Genomic DNA, 20,059 nt, shown 5'->3' with positions numbered 1-20,059 from the left:
GCGTGCCGCGAGGGGGAGCATGGGGAAGGGCTCGTCGGGGCCGTGCTACCGGTTTGATGGGTTATGGCGCAGCTTGGTTTCAGCCCGGCGATAGACGTTTGGCTGCTTCCAGTAGCTCAAGGCGGGACGCAGATGCCGGTAACCGCGTCGACACTCTGGGCTGACAAGCAGATGTTTACGTTCGACCAGGCTCAGTCGATGAGAGTGCTTGCCTTGTCTGGCCAGGGAGTAGTTGTTGACATCTTTAGTATTCACAACCGTTCTGATCGGACGCGCGTCCGCAGGAAACAGAAAGCCCCGCCGATGCGGGGCTTTTCTTTTTTCCACGGCAGGCCGGCGTTGTGCCGCGCAGCATGGATTTTTCGTGCACCGCGTCTTGCAAAAAAAAGAATTCCTCCCTTATGGTGCAATCGATTGCATTGCTGTGAATCGTTGCGTTTGATACCGGTTGGGAGGCCGGCAGATGGATGTCCATCCATTCGATCGGACCGGCATCGGGGCTTACGCGGCGCGATGCGTTGCGCATGGCGTTCGCTGGCGGCCTTGGCCTGGCTGCGGCAGCCGCGCTGCCCTCGTTCGCCGCCCAGGCCCCACTCAAGGGCAACCTGAAGCATTCCGTCGCCCGCTGGACGTTCCCGCAGCAGTCGGTCGCCCAGCTCTGCCAGACGGTGAAGGATATCGGCTTCGCCGCCATCGATCTGGTGGGGCCGGCGGACTGGCCCACACTGAAGGCGCATGGCGTCTACAGCTCCATGTGCAACGGCGCCGAGATCAGCCTGACCAAAGGCTTTGCCGGCCGCCAGTATCACGATGCACTGGTGGAGCGCTACGCGCGGCACATCGATCTGGTGGCCGATGCCGGCTACCGCAACCTCATCTGCTTCTCCGGCAATCGTGACGGCATGGATCCGCGGGAAGGCCTGGAGAATGCCGAAGCCGGGCTGAAGCGCATCCTCGGCCATGCCGAGAAGCGGGGTGTCGTGCTGGTGATGGAGCTGCTGAACTCCAGGGTCGATCATCCCGATTACCTGTGCGATCACTCCGCATGGGGCGTCGAACTGTGCCAGCGGCTCGGATCGGACAATTTCGGCCTGCTGTACGACATCTATCACATGCAGATCATGGAGGGCGACATCATCGCCACCATCGGCAGGCATCACCGCTTCTTCAAGCACTACCACACCGCAGGTGTGCCAGGCCGGCACGAGATCGGTGACCAGCAGGAACTGCATTATCCGGCCATCTGTCGCGCGATCCGCGACACCGGCTTCGAGGGGTATCTGGCGCAGGAGTTCATGCCTGCGGCACCCGATCCCGTCGGCTCGCTGCGCGAGGCGATCCGCCTCTGCGACGTCTGAAACGATATCCACCCAGGTGAAGTAGACCCATGGCAGACAATCATTACGACGCCATCGTTGTTGGCTCGGGAATCAGTGGCGGTTGGGCGGCGAAGGAACTGACCGAGAAGGGCCTGAAGGTCCTGATGCTGGAACGCGGGCGCAACATCGAGCACGTCAAGGACTACGTCAATGCGATGAAGGAGGCGTGGGATTTCCCGCACCGCAACCGGCCGACACAGGCGATGAAGGCCGCCTTCCCCGTATTGATGCGCGACTACGGCCTGGCCGAGAACCTGGAAGGGATGTGGGCCAATGAGCAGGAGTCACCGTACACCGAGACCAAGCGCTTCGACTGGTTCCGTGGCTACCACGTAGGCGGCCGTTCGCTGATGTGGGGGCGGCAGAGCTACCGCTTCTCCGATCTGGATTTCGAAGCCAACCTCAAGGACGGCATCGCTACTGACTGGCCGATCCGCTACGCCGACATCGCACCCTGGTACGACCATGTGGAGAAGTTCGCCGGTATCGCCGGTACGCGCGAGGGACTGGACGTGCTGCCGGACGGTGAATTTCTGCCGCCGATCCCGCTGAACATCGTCGAGAAGGATGTGGCCGCGCGGATCAGGAAGGCGTTTGGCGGAACGCGGCACATGATCCACTCGCGTACCGCCAACATCACCCAGCCCATGCCCGAGCAGGGGCGCGTCAACTGCCAGTACCGCAACAAGTGCATCCTGGGCTGTCCCTTCGGTGCTTACTTCTCGACCCAGGCGGCGACGCTGCCGGCGGCGATGAAAACGGGCAATCTGACATTGCGGCCCTTCTCGATCGTCAAGGAAGTGCTGTACGACAAGGACCGCAAGCGCGCGCGCGGTGTGGAGGTCATCGATGCCGAGACCGGGTTGACCTATCAGTACACGGCCAAGGTCATTTTCCTCAACGCATCCTCCTTCAACTCGACCTGGATGCTGATGAACTCGGCCACCGATGTCTGGGAGGGCGGGCTGGGGTCGTCATCCGGCGAGCTGGGGCACAACGTGATGGACCATCATTTTGGTGCCGGTGCCTCCGGCCGGGTCGAGGGTTACGACGACAAGTACTACTTCGGTCGCCGCCCCTGCGGCTTCTACATTCCGCGCTTCCGCAACGTCGCTGCGGACAAGCGCAGCTACCTGCGCGGATTCGGCTACCAGGGCGGTGCCAGCCGCACCGGGTGGTCGCGCGAGATCGCCGAGCTGAACATCGGTGCCGACCTGAAGGAGGCCCTGACCCTGCCGGGCGACTGGCGCATCGGCATGACCGGATTCGGCGAGATGCTGCCGCACCACGACAACACGATCCGCCTGGATCCGCAGCGCAAGGACAAGTGGGGGCTGCCGGTGCTGGCGATGGACGTTTCGATGCGCTCGAATGAACTGGCGATGCGCAAGGACATGGCGGCCGATGCTGCCGAGATGCTGGAGGCAGCCGGCGTCAAGGACGTGGAGATGCACGACAACGACTACGCCCCGGGCAAGGGCATCCATGAAATGGGCACGGCCCGCATGGGCCGCGATCGCAGAAGCTCCGTGCTCAACCAGCACAATCAGGTCTGGGATGCGCCGAATGTCTATGTGACTGATGGCGCCTGCATGACCTCCAGCGCGTGCGTGAATCCATCGCTGACGTACATGGCGCTGACGGCACGGGCCGCCGACCATGCCGTACGCGAACTGAAAGCGGGGAACCTGTGATGGACCGTCGCGAACTGTTGAAGATGATCGTCGCCGCCACCGGCGCGGCCATGGTGGGCCTGCCCGCACTGGCCGCAGGGCAGAGCGCGACGACAGGATCGAAGGCCGCGTTCTCTGCCGCTGACATCAGCATGCTGGACGAGATCGCTGAAACCATCCTGCCGCGAACCACAACGCCGGGCGCGAAGGATGCCGGCGCGGGCCCGTTCATGGCGCTGTTCGTCACCGATTGCTACACCCCCCGGCAGCAGGCGATATTCCGCGCCGGCCTGGTCGATATCGACAAGCGTGCCGGTGGCCGCTTCGTGTCGCTCCCCTCGCAGGCCCGCAGCGAACTGTTGCGCACCCTGGATGCGGAAGCCCGGGCGCACGTCGTCGAGGTCACCGAGACCGGTGCCGCGGAAGAGGGGGAGGCAGCGCCGCACTACTTCACGATGATCAAGCAGCTGGTCATCTTCGGCTTCTTCACCTCGAAGGTCGGTGCGACCGAAGTGCTGAAGTACGTTGCGGTGCCGGGTCGCTATGACGGCGATCTTGCCTATACGCCCGGCACGCCGGCGTGGGGGACCAGCTGATGGACCTCCACGCCTCGACCCTCCACCTTGATCCGGAAGCACGATGAACCGACCTCTCCTGACAGTGGCCTGCCTGCTGGGCACCGCACCCGTGTTCGCGCAGGACGCCGGCGACCCTGCGCGCGATCCGGCGAAGACCGAAGTGTGGACGCCGGTTCCCGCGGTCGTGGCGACGCCACCGGGCCGCGCGCCCTCCGATGCGATCGTGCTGTTCGATGGCAAGGATCTGTCGCGCTGGGAGTCGGAGCAGGGCGGACCCGTGCCCTGGACCGTTGCTGATGGCGCGCTGACCGTGGTGCCCGGCAGCAAGGGCATCCGCACCAGGCAGCGCTTCTGCGATGTCCAGCTGCATGTCGAGTGGCGCACGCCCACCGCGACCGCCGGATTCGACGGCCAGCACCGCGGCAACAGTGGCATCTTCCTGCAGGAGGTGTACGAACTGCAGGTGCTCGACAGCTACAACAACCCGACGTATGCCAACGGCCAGGCCGGATCGATGTACAAGCAGGCCATTCCGTTGGTGAATGCCTCGCGTGCGCCCGGCGAGTGGCAGGCCTACGACATCATCTGGAAGGCCCCGCGTTTCTCGGCTGGCGGCGGGCTCACCTCGCCGGCCCGCATCACCGTGCTGCACAACGGTGTGCTGGTGCAGGACGACACGGTGCTCGCGGGCAAGACCGAGTACATCGGCGCGCCTTCCTACGCGCCGCATGCCTGTGCGCCGCTGTACCTGCAGGAGCACGACGCCAGGGTGAGCTACCGCAACATCTGGGTGCGCGAGCTGTAGCGCACCCTCCTGCCTACTTCGCCAGGTAGCTGGCGATGTTGTCGATCTCCTGCTGCGACAGCTGCGGGAAGGGTGGCATCAAGCCGCCGCCCTGCTTGATCTTGTCCTTGATCTGCGCGGGCTGAAGCCGCTTGCTGACGTCGGTGAGCGCAGGGAACGTCGGCGGCACGCCGGCGCGCTCCGCACCGTGGCAGGCCACGCAGTGCGTTGCGTAGAGCTGCGCTCCGGCGGCAGGGTCTTCCTTGCACCACGCCGCAGCGGCCAGCAGGGTGCCGCACAGCGCGACAGTCACTTTCAGAATCGTTTTCAAGCTGGGCTCCTTCGCGGGCTAGCGCTGTGCACCGGCAGGCACGCGGGCAGTCAGGTGTTCACGCAGATAGTCCGCACCGGTGCGGATGACGGTGGCTGGATCGCGGGGCTGGTCGTGCTCGAGGATGTACCACTGCACGCCGGCCGTGGCGGCGGCGGGCAGGATCGCCTTCCAGTCCAGGACGCCCTGGCCCACGGCGGCGAAGCCGCCTTCATCCTCAGCCTGGCCCTTCGGGGCATTGTCCTTGGCGTGCACCGCGAACAGGCGGCCTTTGAATCGGCCCAGCATCACCACCGGGTCATGGCCGGCGCGTGCGACCCAGGCCAGGTCCAGTTCGGTCTGCAGATCGGGGCCGGCCGCGGCGAACAGCAGTTCCAGTCCGGTCGTGCCATTGAAGTCGACCAGCTCAAAGTCGTGGTTGTGATAGGCCAGGCGCATGCCCTTGGCACGGGCCTGCTTCGATAGCTGGCCCAGTTCCTTGCCCAGCGCCGTCCAGCCGGCAGCGTCGGTGGGGCGGTCTTTCTCGGCCAGATAGGGCACTACCAGCGTGGTGTTGCCGATGGCCCGGTTGAAGGCGACCACGCCATCCAGGTCACTGCGCAGATCGGCCAGCTGCGTGTGCGAGGAAATCGCCTTGATCGAATACTTGTCGAGCAGCTGCTTGAGTTCGGCAGCGCTGACATTCTGCGTACCGACTGTTTCCACGGCGCGCACGCCGGCGTCGTGGACGATCTTCAGCTGCTGGTCGAGCGAGCCGGCATTGCGCAACGTGTACATCTGCACCGCGATGGGCGTGTGCAGGTCGGTGGCATCGCGCGCGAAGGCGGGCAGGGCAACGAGCAGCAGCAGTGCAAGGCTTGCGGTCCTGCGGATACGGATGTTCATCAGGCAGTCCTCCGGGAATTCAATCGATGGCCGTCCAGGCACGTGACCTGGCGGATGCGATGACGCGTGTGACGATCCGCGCCGAGCGCAGGCCGTCATCGAAGGTGGGCAGGCCCTCCGGCTGCTCGCCCGCAATGGCACGGTAGGTGTCGGCGACAAACGCCTCGAAGCAGTTGCCGTAGCCCTGCGCGTGTCCGGCCGGCAAGACCGACAATCTGCGTTGTTCGGCGCTGCCGGCACCGGGCCCGCGCACGAAGCTATCCTCGCGCTGGTCGGGCCGGCCGATCCACAGCCGCTCGGCATCTTCCTGGTTGAAGGCCACGCTGGCCCTGGCGCCGTCAATCTCGAACCACAGCCGGTTGTGGCGTCCGGCCGAAACCTGGCTGACCGTCAACGAGGCGAGCGTACCCGCACTCGTGCGCAACATCGCCGTGGCCACATCCTCGCTGGAAACAGCCTGCGTCGTGCCGCCGGCGGCCGGCGTGGTGAAGCTCTGCCCGGTGACCGCGCCGCGCTCGGCGATGACGGTGGCGAACGCGGCACTGACCTCGGCGAAGCGTTCGCCGCTGACCCATTCCACAAGGTCGCACCAGTGCGAGCCGATATCGGCGAACACGCGCGAGGTGCCGCCCAGCGAGGGGTCGACACGCCAGTTGTTGCTGGCCGGATCCAGCAGCCAGTCCTGCAGGTAGCTGCCGTGGATCAGGTGCAGTGGCCCCAGCTCGCCCTGCGCGATGCGTGCGCGTGCCTCGCGGACCACCGGGTGATAGCGGTAGACGAAGGGGACCGTAGCGACCAGACCGGTCCTGGCGGCCAACGCGGCCAATGCCTGGGCGTCGTCCAGGGTGGTGGCCAGTGGCTTCTCGCAGATCACGTGCTTGCCGGCTTCCAGCGCGGCCTGCGCCATGGCGCGGTGCAGATGGTTGGGCGTGCACACATGCACGACCTGCACCTGCGGATCGCTGACCACCTCCTCGATATCGCGGTAGGCATGCGCGACGTTCCACGCCTGCGCCACCTCCTGCGCGCGCTGCGGGGAAGAGGCCGCCACGCCGCGGACCTCGGCCCCGGCCAGCAGTGCCGCGCGGCGATGCACCGCACCGATCATGCCCGTGCCGACGATGGCGATTCCAAGCTTGGACATCCGATGGGTTCCTCAGGGTGCGGTGGGAGCGGCCGCGACAGCGGGGCGGTCGCGGAACAGCAGCAGGAAGGCGATCAGCACCACCAGTGCGACGCCGGCCGGGAACAGCCAGATCTGCTGCCAGTCCGGACCCGCCGCCGTGGTGAAGTGCTCCACCACCGCACCGGACAGGAACGTGCCGATCAGCATGCCTACGCCGTACGTCGCCAGGGTGATGAAGCCCTGCGCGCTGCTGCGCGCGTCGGGGCCGGCGTGTGCGTCGGTATAGATCTGGCCGGTGACGAAGAAGAAGTCGTAGCAGATGCCGTGCAGCACGATGCCGATCACCAGCAGGGAGAACGCACCGCCCGCATCGCCGAAGGCGAACATGACATAGCGCACCACCCACGCGGCCATGCCCACCGCCAGCATCGTCTTGACCCCCAGGCGGAGGAACAGGAACGGCATGGCCAGCATCAGCAGCACTTCCGAGACCTGGCCCAGCGACTGCAGGCCGGCCGCGCCGCGCACGCCCAGGTCGTTGAGATACGGATTGGTGAAGTTGTAGTAGAACGCCAACGGAATGCAGATGGCGATGGAGGCGAGGAAGAACACCAGGTAGGAGCGCGACTTCAGCAGCCGCAGCGAGTCCAGGCCCAGGATCTGCCCCAGTCCCGCATCGCGCTGCCTGGCCAGCGGCGGTGTGTGCGGCAGGGTAAAGGCATACAGACCCAGGGCCAGCGACGCCATCGCCGCCATGCGGAAGGTCAGTTCGAGCCGATGCGCCTGCTCCCAGCCCAGCCAGCCGATCAGCACGCCGGCCACGATCCAGCCGACACTGCCGGCCACGCGCACCAGCGGGAACTGCTTCTCAGGCGACTGCATATGGCGCATCGCCACGCTGTTGGCCAGGGCCAGCGTCGGCATGAAAAGCAGCATGTAACCCATGACACAAGCGAAGAACGTGTTGAAGTCCGTCGCCGTGGATGCGAACCACATCAGCACCGCACCGGCCAGGTGCAGCACCCCGAGAATGCGCTGCGCCGCAAAGTAGCGATCGGCTATCAGGCCGACCAGGAACGGGGCGACGATGGCACCGATGGACTGGCTGAGGAAGGCGGTGGCCACCTGGCTGGCGCTGGCCTGCAGCGGGCCCTGCACCAGATACGTCCCCAGGGTCACGAACCACGCGCCCCAGATGAAGAACTGCAGGAACATCATCGCGCCCAAGCGCGACATGGCGTGCGTCATGGCTTGCCCTCCCGGGGCGGTAGTGGCTCAGAGTCCCAGCATGCGGCGCAGTGATTCCGGCGGCGTGCCGCTGCCGGCGAAGTCGTCGAAGGCATGTTCGGTCACGCGGATGATGTGGTCACGGACGAAGGCGGCTCCCTCGCGTGCGCCGTCCTCCGGGTGCTTCAGGCAGCACTCCCACTCCACGACCGCCCAGCCCGGGAAATCGTACTGCGCGAACCGGGAGAAGATCGCCTTGAAGTCGATCTGGCCGTCGCCGAGCGAGCGGAAGCGCCCCGGCCGGTCGATCCAGTCCTGGTAACCGCCATAGACGCCGCTGCGCGCGCTGGGCCGGAATTCCGCGTCCTTGACGTGGAAGATGCCAATGCGATCGTGATACCGGTCGATGAAGCCCAGGTAGTCGATCTGCTGCAGCAGCAGGTGGCTGGGGTCGTACAGCATCTTCGCGCGTGGGTGGTGGTCCACCACATCGAGGAAGCGCTCGAAGGTGGCACCGTCGTGCAGATCCTCACCCGGGTGGATCTCGAAGCACAGGTCCACGCCGCTGGCGTCGAACGCCTCCAGGATGGGACGCCAGCGCCGGCCGAGTTCGGCGAAGGCTTCTTCCACCAGTCCCGGTGGGCGTTGCGGCCAGGGATAGAAGTAGGGCCAGGCCAGCGCGCCGGAGAACGTGGCATGCGCGGTCAATCCCAGGCGTTGGCTGGCGCGGGCGGCCAGCTTCAACTGTTCCACCGCCCACGCTTGGCGCGCGGCGGGGTTGCCGCGCTTGTCCACCGGCGCGAAGCCGTCGAACAGGCTGTCGTAGGCGGGGTGGACGGCGACCAGCTGTCCCTGCAGATGGGTAGACAGCTCGGTGATCTGCAGGCCATGGTCGGCCAGCATGCCGCTGATGTCGTCGCAGTACGCCTGGCTGCGCGCGGCCTCGGCCAGATCGAACAGATGCGGCGCGTTCGTCGGCACTTGTACGCCACAATAGCCCAGGCCCGCGGCCCAGCCGGCCAGCGTGTCCAGCCGATCAAAAGGAGGTGTTTCGCTGATGAACTGCGCCAGGAACAGCGCCGGACCCTTGAGCGTCTTCAACGTGGTTCGCCCGCGATGCAATCGATTGCATTACCCTAGCAGGGTCTCCCGCAAACCCTGTTGTGCACTGCACAGCGGAAACAAGAACTGACGCCATGGCCACCATCTACGACATCGCCAAGCACGTCGGCGTCTCCGCCGGTACGGTGTCGCGGGCGCTGTCCCGGCCGGACAAGGTGCTGCCGGCGACGCGCACGCGCATCGAACAGGCCGCCGCCGCGCTGGGCTATGTGCCCAATACGGTCGCCCGCACGCTGAAGACGCAGCGCAGCGGCAAGATCCTGGTGACCGTGCCGGACATTGCCAACCCGTTCTTCGCACAGATCCTGCAGGGTGCCGAAGACGCGGCCCAGGCCGTCGGCTACGCCGTCCTGCTGGGCGACACTCAGCATCGACCCGACCGCGAGGAGCGCTATGCGCAGATGCTCCGTCGCAACGAGGCCGATGGCCTGATCGTGCTGGGCCATCGCCTGCCGCCTACCGCGCGCGCGATCGTCGAGCAGCAGGGCGCCGCCGCGCCGGTGGTCAACGGCTGTGAATTCGACCCCGGGCTGGGCCTCCCCAGTGTCCACATCGACAACGCTGCCGCCGCGCGTGCGGTGATGGAGCACCTGTACGGACTGGGACATGAGCGGATCGCCGTGGTGGGCGGGCCCCCCGACAACCCCCTGCACCAGCAGCGGCTGGAAGGGGCACGGGCGGCGGGCAGGGCGCGCGGCCGACTGCGCCAGTTGAGTGTTGTGCCGGGTGACTTCTCCGTCGAATCCGGCCATGCGGCGGCGACGGCACTGCTGGCCGCCGCATCGGCGCCGACCGCGATCTTCTGCTTCAGTGACCAGATGGCACTGGGAACCCTGGCGGCCTGCCGGGAACTGGGCGTCCGCGTGCCCGAGGAGCTGTCCATCGTCGGTTTCGATGACCTGGCGTCGTCGCGTTACCTCACGCCGCCGTTGACGACCATCCGGCAGCCCATGCGGGAGATCGGCGACCGCGCAGTCAAACTGCTGCTCGCCATCATCGAAGGTGTCGATGTCCCGCTTCAGCAGACGCTGGACTTCAGTCTGATGCTGCGTGGCTCGACAGCGTCGCCCGGGCACAGGTGAAGGCAGCAGGCAGGAACCCCGGCAGGCCTGCGCCTGCCGGGGATGTTTCATTGCCTGTGATCAGAAGCGCTGGCCCCAACTCCATTCATTTCGGTGTCCGGAGCGTTCCACTACCATGGGCCACCCCGCCCGGACTCATGCCATGCAAGACGCCCTCGTTGCCCAGCCCCGGCCCCCCGTTGCAAGGATCGCGGCCTGGTCATTGATGCTGCTGGGGATGTGGCTGGTACTGAAGCTGGGCCTGGTGGTGACGCTGCTGTCGGGCCTGCTGGTGTTCCAGTTGACCCACCTGCTGGCGTCGACAGTGGAGGGGCGCCTGCCGCCCGGGCGCGCGCGTGCGATCGCGGTGATCGTGCTTTCGGCCGTCATCATCGGCGTGCTCGTGCTGGCCGGCATCGGCGTGGCGTCCTTCTTCCGCACCGAAACCGGCGGGCCGGATGCGCTGCTGGCGCGCCTGATGGACATCCTCAACACCTCGCGTCACCAGGTGCCGGCACTGCTGCAGCCCTATATTCCCGAGGACATGCCGGCACTGCGTGCGGCATTGAACGAGTGGGCGGCAGAGCACCAGCGGCAGCTGGGCGTCGCCGGCACATCGGCGGTGCAGATCGGCGTGCGCGTGCTGATCGGCATGGTGCTCGGGGCGATGATCGCGTTGTACGACGAGCTTCCGTTGCCGACGATGGGGCCGCTGGCGCAGGAACTGATCGGCCGTACCGGCCGCCTGGCGACCGCATTCCGCCAGGTGGTGTTCGCGCAGGTGAAGATCTCCCTGCTCAATACCGTGTTCACCGCGATTTTCCTGCTGGGGGTGCTGCCGCTGTTCGGCGTGCACCTGCCGCTGTCGAAGACGCTGGTACTGATCACGTTCATCGCCGGCCTGCTGCCCGTGGTGGGCAACATCATCTCCAATACCGTCATCACCATCGTTGCCCTGTCGGTATCGTTCTACGTGGCGGTGGTGGCGCTGCTGTACCTGGTGGTGATCCACAAACTCGAGTACTTCCTCAATGCCCGCATCGTCGGTGGCGAGATCCAGGCCCGTGCGTGGGAACTGCTGCTGTCGATGCTGGTGATGGAAGCCGCCTTCGGCCTGCCGGGGCTGGTCGCTGCGCCGGTGTTCTATGCCTATGTGAAACGGGAACTGGTGGACCAGCGCTGGATCTGACAGTTGCCGGTGCCAGCGGGCGCCACTGCAGCGCCACGTTGGACGCTTGTGGGTGCCGCCAGCCGGCAGCTACAGTGGTCCGCACTTCAGGGGAATGGTGAATGGCCCGCAAGGTGTCGCCGATCGGGTTGCGGACCTGGGTCTGGATCCTGGCCGGGCTGTTCGTGGTGTGCACGCTGCCCTTGATGGCCATCGCCCTGGTCCAGGGCACGCTGCGCTACACCGATGCGGAGGACAACCTCCGCAGTCTGCGCCGGTTGCGGCAGACCTTTGATCTGGCCAATCTGGCCTCCGCCGAGCGCGGGCCAGCCAACAGCCTGCTCGGCAGCGATTGCGCCGATGCCGGCGAACGCGCGCGGCTCGCGGCGGGGCTGGCACAGGCGCGAAAGCGGGTCGATGTGGCGATGACGCAGATGGATGCCGTGATCCTGTCCGGGCCCTCCCTGCCTGACGAGCGCCGCACCCTGTTCGAGGCCCAGCATCAGCTCCGCCAGGCGCGCGCGGCGGTGGACCGGGTCGTGGCCAAGCCGGTAGACGCGCGGACGGTCGACGACGTGGAGCATGCGATCAACAGCATGTTCATGGTGACCGATCGCCTGCATCGCCTGGGTTCGGCGCAGATCAACGTGCTGGTGGCCACCGGCCGCGAAGCGGCGATTCCGGCGATCCAGGGCCAGATCCTGATGGACCTGCGCGAGCATGGCGGCCGACTGGCGTCGAATGTGATGGCACCGGTGGCGGTTCCCGGGGCCTGGCGCGTCCGGCAGGTACGCGCGGCGCAGCAGACCGAGGGCCGCCTGCTCGAGCTGTGGCGGCTGGCAGCCAGCCACGAGTCGGTGTTCCGCAGTGATCCTGAGCTTTCCTGGCACTGGGACATGGCACGCCGACAGTTCTTCGCCGAGTCGCTGCCGATGATCGAACAGCTGATCGAGGACGGTCGCCGTGGACGGCCTCCGCCGTGGAGCACCGCAGAAGTCACTGCGCGGTACGTTCCGACGCTGCAGTCACTGGAGGCGCTGCGCGACGGCTACCTGAGCATGTCCATCGGTCGCTTCGAACAGGCACGGAATCGTGAGGCGACACGGCTGGCCGTGTTGTGGGCCACCGCGCTGGGCACGCTGGCGGTGCTGGGCGTGGCCCTGCGCATCGCCCACCGGCAGATCCTCAGGCCGCTGCTGCAGGCACAGGAACAGGTGGTGCAGATCGCGTCCGACGCGCCGGGCCCCGCGCAGCACGTCACTCATCCATTGGCAGAGATGCAGCGGCTGTTCGACGCGATTGAAGTGCTGCGCGAGACCTCACGTGAGCGTTCCGCACTGACCAGCGAACTGCGCCAGCTGGCCGGCACCGATGCGCTGACCGGGTTGCTCAATCGGCGCGCGCTGGACGAACACGTGCAGCAGCGGCACGCCGCAGGCAACGGCATGGCGGTGGTGATCCTGCTCGACGTCGATCATTTCAAGGCAATCAACGACGGCCATGGCCACGCCGCAGGCGACGAGGTACTGGTGCAGGTTGCGCAGCTGCTGCGCAGGTACCTGCGGCACACCGACAGCATCGCCCGCTACGGTGGCGAGGAGTTCCTTGTGCTGCTGGCGGATGGGGATCTCGGCGCGGGTGGCCGGTTGGCCGAATCGCTGCGCGTCGCACTGCAGCAGTCGGATATCGTGCTGGGCAATGGCAACGTGCTGCGCGTCACTGCCAGTTTCGGCGTGGCCGAAGGCAGCACGGATGCACTGGGCTGGCGTTTCCTGCTGCGTGCTGCCGATGCCGCCATGTATCGGGCCAAGGCACAGGGACGCGATCGGGTAGGGATTGCCGGTGCACGCTGAGTGCCACGGCGCTGGCGACGCCGGTCATGGCGGTACAGGAGGGGCAGCATGCCGCCTTGCGCCGCACTTCATCTGCATCGCACAGGGCGCGGCCTAGACTTGCAGCCTGACACTGCAGGAGCCCGCCATGTCCGTCGATCCCGCCTTGGCCAGCGCGCAGCCGGCATCCGTGCTGGCGCACACCGACGCCGATGCGCCACGCCCTCCGTCGCTGCGGCGCCGCGGTGATGATCGTGTGGCTGTGCAGTGAGATCGGCCATGGCGATGCTGGAGATTCCCACGCTGCATGCCGCACGGTTGCGCCTGCGCCCGCAGCGGCTGGATGATTTCAACACCTATGCGAGCTTTCTTGCATCGCCCCGTGCGCGCGGCATGGGCGGTCCATTTGGTGAGGTCGCGGCCTGGGGACAGTTCTGTCACGACCTGGCCAGCTGGCCCTTGTTCGGCCACGGCGCGCTGATGATCGAACGGAGCGACAGCGGCGCCTGCATTGGACAGGTCGGCATCAATCACGGCCCGTTGTTTCCGGAAAAGGAACTGGGCTGGCTGTTGTACGACGGCCACGAAGGGCAGGGCTTCGCCAGCGAGGCCGCGGCCGCCCTGCGCGACTGGGCGTTCACATCGCTGCAGTTGCCGACGCTGGTGAGCTACATGGCGCCGGACAACCTCGCGTCGCAGGCCGTGGCCCGGCGGCTGGGCGGGGTGCTGGATGCGGACGCGGTGCGCGTCGATCCTGACGATCTGGTGTTCCGCTACGCGCGTTGAGGTGAGGGCCCGTCGCGGACTGCTGCGGGCCGGGAGCACGCTGTTCATCCACGGCGCGTGGTTCCTGTGGTATATCGTTTATCGATAAATCCACCCCGGGGCGGCAGGGCCACCCCAATACCGGAGGCCGCTTGACCGCTCGTCCCGCCCGCGCCAGACCCGCGCGAGGCTTGTTCACCCTGGCCCAGACCGCCGTGCAGGCCGTGCGGGCCATGTGCTGGCTGGGCATCCTGGCCGCACTGCTGGCCGTGCCGCTGGTCGCCTACGACCGCCGCTGGCTGCTGGATGCCGTGCATGATGCACGCACTGCCGCCGCCCACGGAGGCGATCTGTTCCTGCACTTCTGCATCGGCCTGGGCACCATCGTTGCCCTGCTGGTGCTGTGCCTGGTGTTCCTCCGACACCTCGCGCGGATGCTGAGGTCCGCTGCCCGCGAACGCCCCTTCACCCATGCCAATGCCCGGCGCCTGCAGCGCATGGCGTGGTTGATGCTGGCGATGGAACTGCTGTCGATCGTGATCGGCCTCTACGCTGCCTGGATGGGGCCTGATTTCGCCTGGATGGAGGTGGGCGGAGGCATGTCCATCACCGGTCTGGTCGCGGTACTGATGCTGTTCGTGCTGGCGCGCGTGTTCGCGGTCGGCGCGGCGATGCGCGACGACCTGGATGGCCTGATCTGATGGACCTGACCTGATGGCCGTCGTGATCACGTTGGACCGCATGCTGCAGGCGCGTGGCATGACCCTGTCCGAGCTGGCGGGGCGCATCGACATCACGCTGGCCAATCTGTCCATCCTGAAAACCGGCAAGGCCCGCGCCATCCGCTTTTCCACGCTGGATGCCATCTGCCGGGAGTTGCAATGCACACCCGGCGACCTGCTCGGCTACGACCCGACGCAGGCGCACGATGGCGACTGAAGCTTTTGTTTTTCCCCCTGACCTACTGACGAAACGGACCCGAAATGGAATGGTTGGCTGACCCCTCGATATGGATGGGACTTGCAACCCTGGTAGTGCTCGAGATCGTGCTCGGCATCGACAACCTGGTGTTCATCGCGATCCTTGCCGACAAACTGCCGCCGCACCAGCGCGACCGTGCGCGGGTGATCGGCCTGACGCTGGCGCTGCTGATGCGGCTGGTGCTGCTGGCCGCGCTGGCGTGGATCATGAAGCTGACCGAGCCGCTGGTCACGCTGTTCGGTCACAGCTTCTCCGGACGTGACCTGATCCTGCTGGGCGGTGGCCTGTTCCTGCTGTTCAAGGGCACCATGGAGCTGCATGAGCGGCTGGAGGGCCGCAGTCACCAGGAAGACGGCAAGAAGGTCTACGCCAGTTTTGCCATGGTGGTGGCACAGATCGTAGTGCTGGACGCCGTGTTCTCGCTGGACTCGGTGATCACTGCCGTGGGCATGGTCGACAACCTGGGCGTGATGTATGCCGCGGTGACCATCGCGATGGCACTGATGCTGGTGGCCAGCAAGCCGCTGACCCGCTTCGTCAACAAGCATCCCACGGTGGTGGTGCTGTGCCTGGGCTTCCTGTTGATGATCGGCTTCAGCCTGGTCGCCGAGGGGCTGGGTTACAAGATTCCAAAGGGCTACCTGTACGCGGCGATCGCGTTCTCGATCTTGGTGGAAGCCTTCAACCAGTGGGTGCGCTTCAACCGCGAGCGCAACGAGCGTCGCCAGCCGTTCCGTCAGCGCACTGCCGATGCCGTGCTGCGCCTGCTGGGCGCCCGTCCGGCCAATGGCCACGACGATGCCAGCGAAGAAGACCACGGTGATCCGGAGGAACGCCTGCAGCCGGCCGAGCACGAGATGATCCGCAGCGTGCTGGGCCTGGCTGACCGGCCTGTGTCCAGTGTGATGACCGTGCGCGCCGACGTGCAGTGGATCGATCTGGCGCGCGGCCAGGACGACGTGGTGGCGCGCTTGGTGGCGTCGCCGCACACGCGCCTGCTGGTGGGCGAGGGTGATCTGGACAGCCTGCGTGGTGTGGTGCAGAGCCGCGACCTGCTGGCCGACCTGCTGCAGGGCAGGCCGCTGCAGCTGGAAGCCAACCTGCGCCAGCCGCAGTACGTGCTGTCCAGCGCCAGCGCGTTGCAGGCGCTTGAACTGATCCGCCTGCACCCGGTACCGCTGGCGGTAGCGGTGGACGAGTACGGCAGTGTGGAAGGCTTGGTGACCGCCAATGACCTGCTGGCGGCGATCGCGGGCGATCTGGTCGATACCCAGGACGAGCGTTACGGCGTAGTGGCGCTGGACGAGGGTCAATGGGAGGCCGACGGCGCGTTGACGCTGGATGACCTGCAACGGCTGGCCGGCGTGTCGCTGCCCCGCAGTGTCGACTACATGACCATCTCCGGCCTGGTGCTGGACCAGCTTGGCCGCCTGCCGGATGTGGGCGATGCGGTCGAAGTAGCGGATGCTCGCATCACCGTACTGGCCATGGAGAAGCGGCGCATTGTCCGCCTGCGGGTGGAGCGCCTCGGGCTTCCGTAGGGTCCAGCGTGCTCGACTGCGAATTGAGCAGCCGGGCATGGCCCGGCTCTACACAACGCTGTCCGCAGCCGTCACCATGGCGGGCTCTTGTCTTCGTCCAGGAACGTCGCAGTGCTGAGTACGATTGGTTTGCTGATGGGCGTGTATGTGGCCCTTCGCCTGTTCTGGCCGCTGCGCCTGCCCGTGTGGTTGAAGGTACTGCTGTCCCTGCTGCTGGTCGCCATCGCCGTCCAGCTGCGGATCGTGGCCACGTTCTGGGGCACGATGGCCTCGCCGGAAATCCCCAAGCTGGCCATCGCCGTGCTCGCCACCGGCTCCACCGCGGTACTGCTGCTGGCACTGGTGATGCTGGTAATGGACGTGGGCCTGCTTGGCGCGTGGGTTCTGCGCAGGCCCCGTGTGACCGCAGCGCTGCGCGCGCCGTGGCTGCGCCCGGGCGCAGGCCTGCTGGCTCTGCTGGTCAGTGCCTGGGGCGTGAGCCAGGGCATGGCGGTGCCCAAGACCCGACAGATCGAGGTGGCCATTGCCGGCCTGCCTGCCGCGTTCGAGGGTTACCGCGTACTGCAGCTTACCGACATCCACGCCAGCCGCCTGCTGACCGGCGACTGGGTGCGTCAGGTCGTGGCCGAAAGCAATGCCCTGGCGCCCGACCTGGTCGTCATCACCGGCGACCTGATCGATGGCACCGTGCAGGCACGGCGCAATGACTTCCGGCCCCTGGGTGAACTGAGGGCGCCGGACGGGGTGATCGCCATCACCGGCAATCACGAGTACTACGCCCAGTACAGCGAATGGATGCAGGCGTTCCGTGCGCTGCACATGCAGGTGCTGGAGAACAGCCACGTGCAGGTGCGGCGTGGGGATGCAGCGATGACGATCGCCGGTGTTACCGATCCGGTGGCTGCGCGCTATGGCCTGCCGCTGCCCGATCTGGAGGCGGCGCTGGCGGGTGCGGATCCGGCCGCCCCGGTGATTCTGCTCGACCACCGCCCACGCAATGCGAAGGACGCGGCCGCACGCGGGGTCAAGCTGCAGCTGTCCGGCCATACCCATGGCGGCCAGATCCTCGGCATGGACCAGCTGGTGAAGCGTGCCAACGGCGGTTTCGTCTCCGGACGGTACCGCGTCGATGACATGACGCTGTATGTGAGCAACGGTGCGGGACTGTGGGCCGGCTTCCCGGCACGCATCGGCGTGCCCTCAGAGATCACCCTGATCACCCTGCGCCGCGCACCCTGAGCCGTCTGCGGTCCGCGCCCGTCGTGCAGCGGGTCCACTGTGCCGTCACCCGCGTGGTGGCACCCTGCGCACGGACCGCAGACAGGGAAACGACGGTGGCGAAGGCGAACAGGCGATGAGTGCGACACAGCAGCGCTCGATGTGGGTCGCCGGCCTGTCCACCGTGGTGGAGTGGTACGACTTCACCCTGTACCTCTATTTCGCCACGGTGCTGTCGCGGGTGTTTTTCGGCGGCGGCGAACAGGCGATGCTGGTCACCCTTGCGGGATTTGCCGTGTCCTACCTGATGCGCCCACTCGGCGCGCTGTGCTTCGGTCACCTCGGTGACCGCTTGGGGCGGCGCTGGATGCTGCTGGCCTCGATGGCGCTGATGGCTGCAGCCATGCTGGCCACCGCGCTGCTGCCTACCGCCGCGACGGCGGGCACGACGGCGGGTGTGCTGCTGCTGGTGCTGCGGTGCGTGATGGCATTCTCGGTGGGCGGTGAATACACGGGCGTAGTCGCCTATCTGCTGGAAAGCGCTCCGGCACGCCGGCGTGGATTGGTGACCTCGTTGGCCTCGGCGGCCAGCGAAGTGGGCGCGCTGCTGGCGGTGGCGATCTCCGCACTGACGGTCGCGCTGCTGCCGCAGGTACAACTGGACAGCTGGGGATGGCGCATTCCGTTCTTCGTCGGTGCTGCACTGGCGCTGGTCATCCTGATCGCGCGTTCGGGCATGCATGAATCGCCGGAGTTCGAGCGGCAGCGTCGCGAGGGCAGCATTCCTGCCACGCCGCTGCGCCACGTGCTGCGCCACCATCCGCAGGCGGTAGCGCGCACCTTCGCCATTTCCGCGCTGGGCTCGATCACCTACTACGTCGGCATCACCTATGTGCCCGCGTTCCTGCACGCACAGGGGCACGACGAGGGCGATGCCCTGTGGCTGTCGACGATCGCGGCGGTGGCCGTGATCGCCATCACTCCCTTGTGCGGTGCGTTGTCCGATCGCTTCGGCCGGCGCCCGCTGCTGTTGGGCCTGACGGTACTGGCGGCGTTGCTGCCGCTGTCGTTGTTCGGCTGGATGGCGCATACCACGCCGTTGGGTATCGCCGTTGCTGCGGTGCTGCTGGCCTGCGTGGCCGGTGGCGTGAGCGCGGTCGCGGCACCGGCCACGGCCGAGCAGTTTCCGGGCGAGGGCCGGGTAAGCGGGCTGGCACTGGGCGTGACCATGGCCACGGCGGTCTTCGGCGGTGCGACACCGTGGCTGGCGCAGTGGTGGGTGGAGCGCAGCGGCTGGGCGGCGGCACCGGGCGCGATGATCGCGCTGGTCGCATTGCTGGTGTTGCCGGTGCTGTGGACGCTGCCGGAAACGGCATCGACGCGGAAGACCCGCCCTGGCAAGCAGGGCGGATCCTAGCCGGTCACACCTTCAGCGTCTGCTCGATGTCGGCCAGCACGGCGGCGGCATCCACGCCAATGGCAATCGACTGCACCACGTGGCCGTCCCATACGCTGGGGCCGAATGCCAGGCCTTCAGGCTTGGGAATGGTCATGCCACGGGCGACGCCGTCGGTGGCCACGCGCACGCTTGCGCGCTCGAAGCGGAACAGCTCCGGGCGGGTGAGCGCGATGCAGGCGCAGCAATCGTGCACGACCATGCCCTTGTGGCCGGCCTGCAGGTAGAAGTCCACGTAATCCTGCGACAGCGCACGCACCAGTTCGGCATCGGCACCCCCGACCGCAGCCAGTTTGTCCAGGCCGTCACGGTCCATCTCGACGCGGGTGGTCACGTCCAGGCCGATCGCGGTGACCGGCCACTGTGCGGTGAACACCACGTCGGCGGCTTCCGCATCGCCCCAGATATTGGCCTCGGCGGCCGGGGTGATGTTGCCGTTGACGTGGAAGGCGCCCCCCATGATGACCACGCCACGCACCAGGCCGGCGATCTCCGGTGCCTGCTGCAGGGCCAGGGCCAGGTTGGTCATGCGGCCGACCGCGACCAGCGTGACCTCGCCTGGATGGGCCCGCACCAGATCGATGATCAGCTGGTGCGCAGGACGAGCGTCGGCGGTCACGTCCAGCTGGGCGGGCACCGGGTGATTGCCCAGGCCATTGTGGCCGTGGATGTGCACCGGCCAGGCTTCCGGAGTGGCATCGGGCTGCAGTGGGCCCGCGGCGCCACGCGCGACCGGCGCAGTCAGCGCCCAGGCCTGCTTCAGGTACAGCGCGTTGTGGGTGGTGGACTCCACCGAGGCGTTGCCGAAGGTGGTGGTAACGCCGATCAGGTCGATCTGCGGATGCTTGTGCAGGTACAGCAGGGCCAGGGCGTCGTCGACGCCCGGGTCGGTATCGAAAATGACTTTCAGCATGTTGTTGTTCTTCTTCTTC

Annotated in this window: 21 protein-coding genes; 14 read left to right on the top strand and 7 right to left on the bottom strand. The window is 66.7% G+C overall.

From position 1 onward, the window contains the following. Window positions 1–244 precede the first annotated feature (244 nt). Complete coding sequence (locus AC5P5M_RS12810; protein ID WP_495206050.1) at window positions 245–526, bottom strand: hypothetical protein; 282 nt, start codon at window positions 524–526, stop codon at window positions 245–247. On the opposite strand from AC5P5M_RS12810, the gene AC5P5M_RS12805 reads away from it, so the two are divergent. Genes AC5P5M_RS12805 through AC5P5M_RS12790 form a run of 4 tightly spaced genes read left to right on the top strand, consistent with a single transcriptional unit; the run spans window position 468 to window position 4,435 of the window. Continuing rightward, complete coding sequence (locus tag AC5P5M_RS12805; protein ID WP_180875414.1) at window positions 468–1,358, top strand: hydroxypyruvate isomerase family protein; 891 nt, start codon at window positions 468–470, stop codon at window positions 1,356–1,358. The two genes, AC5P5M_RS12810 and AC5P5M_RS12805, sit on opposite strands and share 59 nt — an antisense overlap. 29 nt (window positions 1,359–1,387) lie before the next feature. Further along, window positions 1,388–3,073 carry a GMC oxidoreductase gene (locus AC5P5M_RS12800; RefSeq protein WP_164151768.1) on the top strand — a complete coding sequence of 562 codons (1,686 nt, stop codon included), beginning with the start codon at window positions 1,388–1,390 and terminating at the stop codon, window positions 3,071–3,073. Further along, a complete protein-coding gene (locus AC5P5M_RS12795) occupies window positions 3,073–3,648 on the top strand; it encodes a gluconate 2-dehydrogenase subunit 3 family protein (protein WP_053516689.1) in 576 nt (191 codons plus the stop codon). The genes AC5P5M_RS12800 and AC5P5M_RS12795 overlap by 1 nt, the downstream gene beginning before the upstream one ends. A gap of 43 nt (window positions 3,649–3,691) precedes the next feature. Beyond that, window positions 3,692–4,435, top strand: a complete 744-nt coding sequence (locus tag AC5P5M_RS12790) for a 3-keto-disaccharide hydrolase (protein ID WP_346475722.1) — start codon at window positions 3,692–3,694, stop codon at window positions 4,433–4,435. Window positions 4,436–4,448: 13 nt separating this feature from the next. On the opposite strand, the gene AC5P5M_RS12785 is transcribed toward AC5P5M_RS12790, so the two are convergent. Genes AC5P5M_RS12785 through AC5P5M_RS12765 form a run of 5 tightly spaced genes read right to left on the bottom strand, consistent with a single transcriptional unit; the run spans window position 4,449 to window position 9,084 of the window. Beyond that, entirely contained in the window at window positions 4,449–4,745 is a 297-nt protein-coding gene (locus tag AC5P5M_RS12785) for a c-type cytochrome (RefSeq protein WP_053516691.1), read from the bottom strand. A gap of 18 nt (window positions 4,746–4,763) precedes the next feature. After that, on the bottom strand, window positions 4,764–5,630 hold the full coding sequence (locus tag AC5P5M_RS12780; RefSeq protein ID WP_065182392.1) for a sugar phosphate isomerase/epimerase family protein: 867 nt from the start codon (window positions 5,628–5,630) through the stop codon (window positions 4,764–4,766). A gap of 19 nt (window positions 5,631–5,649) precedes the next feature. After that, the gene (locus AC5P5M_RS12775; RefSeq protein WP_111186024.1) at window positions 5,650–6,774 is read right to left on the bottom strand and encodes a Gfo/Idh/MocA family protein; all 1,125 of its coding nucleotides are present in this window, start codon (window positions 6,772–6,774) and stop codon (window positions 5,650–5,652) included. 12 nt (window positions 6,775–6,786) lie between these two features. Then, window positions 6,787–8,004, bottom strand: coding sequence for a nucleoside permease (locus AC5P5M_RS12770; RefSeq protein WP_111186025.1), 1,218 nt, complete (start codon window positions 8,002–8,004; stop codon window positions 6,787–6,789). Between the two features lie 27 nt (window positions 8,005–8,031). Continuing rightward, the gene (locus AC5P5M_RS12765) at window positions 8,032–9,084 is read right to left on the bottom strand and encodes a sugar phosphate isomerase/epimerase family protein (protein ID WP_065174573.1); all 1,053 of its coding nucleotides are present in this window, start codon (window positions 9,082–9,084) and stop codon (window positions 8,032–8,034) included. Window positions 9,085–9,179: 95 nt separating this feature from the next. On the opposite strand from AC5P5M_RS12765, the gene AC5P5M_RS12760 reads away from it, so the two are divergent. The 10 genes from AC5P5M_RS12760 (at window position 9,180) to AC5P5M_RS12715 (ending at window position 19,088) form a co-directional block, all read left to right on the top strand. Further along, window positions 9,180–10,187: a LacI family DNA-binding transcriptional regulator gene (locus tag AC5P5M_RS12760; protein ID WP_495205993.1), complete on the top strand. Its 1,008-nt coding sequence runs from the start codon at window positions 9,180–9,182 to the stop codon at window positions 10,185–10,187. A gap of 142 nt (window positions 10,188–10,329) precedes the next feature. Beyond that, window positions 10,330–11,355 (top strand): AI-2E family transporter, encoded by a 1,026-nt coding sequence (locus AC5P5M_RS12755; protein WP_053516238.1) that lies wholly within the window; start codon window positions 10,330–10,332, stop codon window positions 11,353–11,355. A 101-nt stretch (window positions 11,356–11,456) separates the two neighbouring features. After that, window positions 11,457–13,187: a GGDEF domain-containing protein gene (locus AC5P5M_RS12750; RefSeq protein ID WP_495205992.1), complete on the top strand. Its 1,731-nt coding sequence runs from the start codon at window positions 11,457–11,459 to the stop codon at window positions 13,185–13,187. Window positions 13,188–13,314: 127 nt separating this feature from the next. Further along, on the top strand, window positions 13,315–13,437 hold the full coding sequence (locus tag AC5P5M_RS12745; RefSeq protein ID WP_495205991.1) for a hypothetical protein: 123 nt from the start codon (window positions 13,315–13,317) through the stop codon (window positions 13,435–13,437). Window positions 13,438–13,445: 8 nt separating this feature from the next. Next, window positions 13,446–13,952 carry a GNAT family N-acetyltransferase gene (locus AC5P5M_RS12740; protein WP_065174575.1) on the top strand — a complete coding sequence of 169 codons (507 nt, stop codon included), beginning with the start codon at window positions 13,446–13,448 and terminating at the stop codon, window positions 13,950–13,952. Window positions 13,953–14,164: 212 nt separating this feature from the next. Further along, window positions 14,165–14,632, top strand: a complete 468-nt coding sequence (locus AC5P5M_RS12735) for a DUF2975 domain-containing protein (protein ID WP_065174736.1) — start codon at window positions 14,165–14,167, stop codon at window positions 14,630–14,632. A 13-nt stretch (window positions 14,633–14,645) separates the two neighbouring features. Next, window positions 14,646–14,870 (top strand): helix-turn-helix domain-containing protein, encoded by a 225-nt coding sequence (locus tag AC5P5M_RS12730; RefSeq protein ID WP_053516228.1) that lies wholly within the window; start codon window positions 14,646–14,648, stop codon window positions 14,868–14,870. Between the two features lie 44 nt (window positions 14,871–14,914). Next, window positions 14,915–16,453, top strand: a complete 1,539-nt coding sequence (locus tag AC5P5M_RS12725; protein WP_495205990.1) for a TerC family protein — start codon at window positions 14,915–14,917, stop codon at window positions 16,451–16,453. 111 nt (window positions 16,454–16,564) lie between these two features. Beyond that, a complete protein-coding gene (locus AC5P5M_RS12720) occupies window positions 16,565–17,692 on the top strand; it encodes a metallophosphoesterase (protein WP_065182384.1) in 1,128 nt (375 codons plus the stop codon). 115 nt (window positions 17,693–17,807) lie between these two features. After that, entirely contained in the window at window positions 17,808–19,088 is a 1,281-nt protein-coding gene (locus AC5P5M_RS12715; RefSeq protein WP_065182383.1) for an MFS transporter, read from the top strand. A 4-nt stretch (window positions 19,089–19,092) separates the two neighbouring features. Here the strand turns inward: AC5P5M_RS12715 and AC5P5M_RS12710 are convergent, their stop codons facing one another. Beyond that, on the bottom strand, window positions 19,093–20,040 hold the full coding sequence (locus AC5P5M_RS12710) for a nucleoside hydrolase (RefSeq protein ID WP_065174581.1): 948 nt from the start codon (window positions 20,038–20,040) through the stop codon (window positions 19,093–19,095). Window positions 20,041–20,059 lie beyond the last annotated feature (19 nt).

It is taken from the genome of Stenotrophomonas sp. YJH_SMC_106-19 (assembly GCF_059368375.1).
This window is presented reverse-complemented; position numbering and strand designations above follow the sequence as displayed.

Excerpts from the sequence above, each read along its gene's own strand:
- AC5P5M_RS12715 (WP_065182383.1), top strand. The coding sequence starts at position 17,808 with ATGAGTGCGACACAGCAGCGCTCGATGTGGGTCGCCGGCCTGTCCACC.
- AC5P5M_RS12735 (WP_065174736.1), top strand. The coding sequence starts at position 14,165 with ATGTGCTGGCTGGGCATCCTGGCCGCACTGCTGGCCGTGCCGCTGGTC.
- AC5P5M_RS12770 (WP_111186025.1), bottom strand. The coding sequence starts at position 8,004 with ATGACGCACGCCATGTCGCGCTTGGGCGCGATGATGTTCCTGCAGTTC.
- AC5P5M_RS12805 (WP_180875414.1), top strand. The coding sequence starts at position 468 with ATGTCCATCCATTCGATCGGACCGGCATCGGGGCTTACGCGGCGCGAT.
- AC5P5M_RS12795 (WP_053516689.1), top strand. The coding sequence starts at position 3,073 with ATGGACCGTCGCGAACTGTTGAAGATGATCGTCGCCGCCACCGGCGCG.
- AC5P5M_RS12725 (WP_495205990.1), top strand. The coding sequence starts at position 14,915 with ATGGAATGGTTGGCTGACCCCTCGATATGGATGGGACTTGCAACCCTG.
- AC5P5M_RS12745 (WP_495205991.1), top strand. The coding sequence starts at position 13,315 with ATGTCCGTCGATCCCGCCTTGGCCAGCGCGCAGCCGGCATCCGTGCTG.
- AC5P5M_RS12760 (WP_495205993.1), top strand. The coding sequence starts at position 9,180 with ATGGCCACCATCTACGACATCGCCAAGCACGTCGGCGTCTCCGCCGGT.
- AC5P5M_RS12740 (WP_065174575.1), top strand. The coding sequence starts at position 13,446 with ATGGCGATGCTGGAGATTCCCACGCTGCATGCCGCACGGTTGCGCCTG.
- AC5P5M_RS12755 (WP_053516238.1), top strand. The coding sequence starts at position 10,330 with ATGCAAGACGCCCTCGTTGCCCAGCCCCGGCCCCCCGTTGCAAGGATC.
- AC5P5M_RS12800 (WP_164151768.1), top strand. The coding sequence starts at position 1,388 with ATGGCAGACAATCATTACGACGCCATCGTTGTTGGCTCGGGAATCAGT.
- AC5P5M_RS12750 (WP_495205992.1), top strand. The coding sequence starts at position 11,457 with ATGGCCCGCAAGGTGTCGCCGATCGGGTTGCGGACCTGGGTCTGGATC.
- AC5P5M_RS12780 (WP_065182392.1), bottom strand. The coding sequence starts at position 5,630 with ATGAACATCCGTATCCGCAGGACCGCAAGCCTTGCACTGCTGCTGCTC.
- AC5P5M_RS12790 (WP_346475722.1), top strand. The coding sequence starts at position 3,692 with ATGAACCGACCTCTCCTGACAGTGGCCTGCCTGCTGGGCACCGCACCC.
- AC5P5M_RS12730 (WP_053516228.1), top strand. The coding sequence starts at position 14,646 with ATGGCCGTCGTGATCACGTTGGACCGCATGCTGCAGGCGCGTGGCATG.
- AC5P5M_RS12810 (WP_495206050.1), bottom strand. The coding sequence starts at position 526 with ATGCGCAACGCATCGCGCCGCGTAAGCCCCGATGCCGGTCCGATCGAA.
- AC5P5M_RS12775 (WP_111186024.1), bottom strand. The coding sequence starts at position 6,774 with ATGTCCAAGCTTGGAATCGCCATCGTCGGCACGGGCATGATCGGTGCG.
- AC5P5M_RS12710 (WP_065174581.1), bottom strand. The coding sequence starts at position 20,040 with ATGCTGAAAGTCATTTTCGATACCGACCCGGGCGTCGACGACGCCCTG.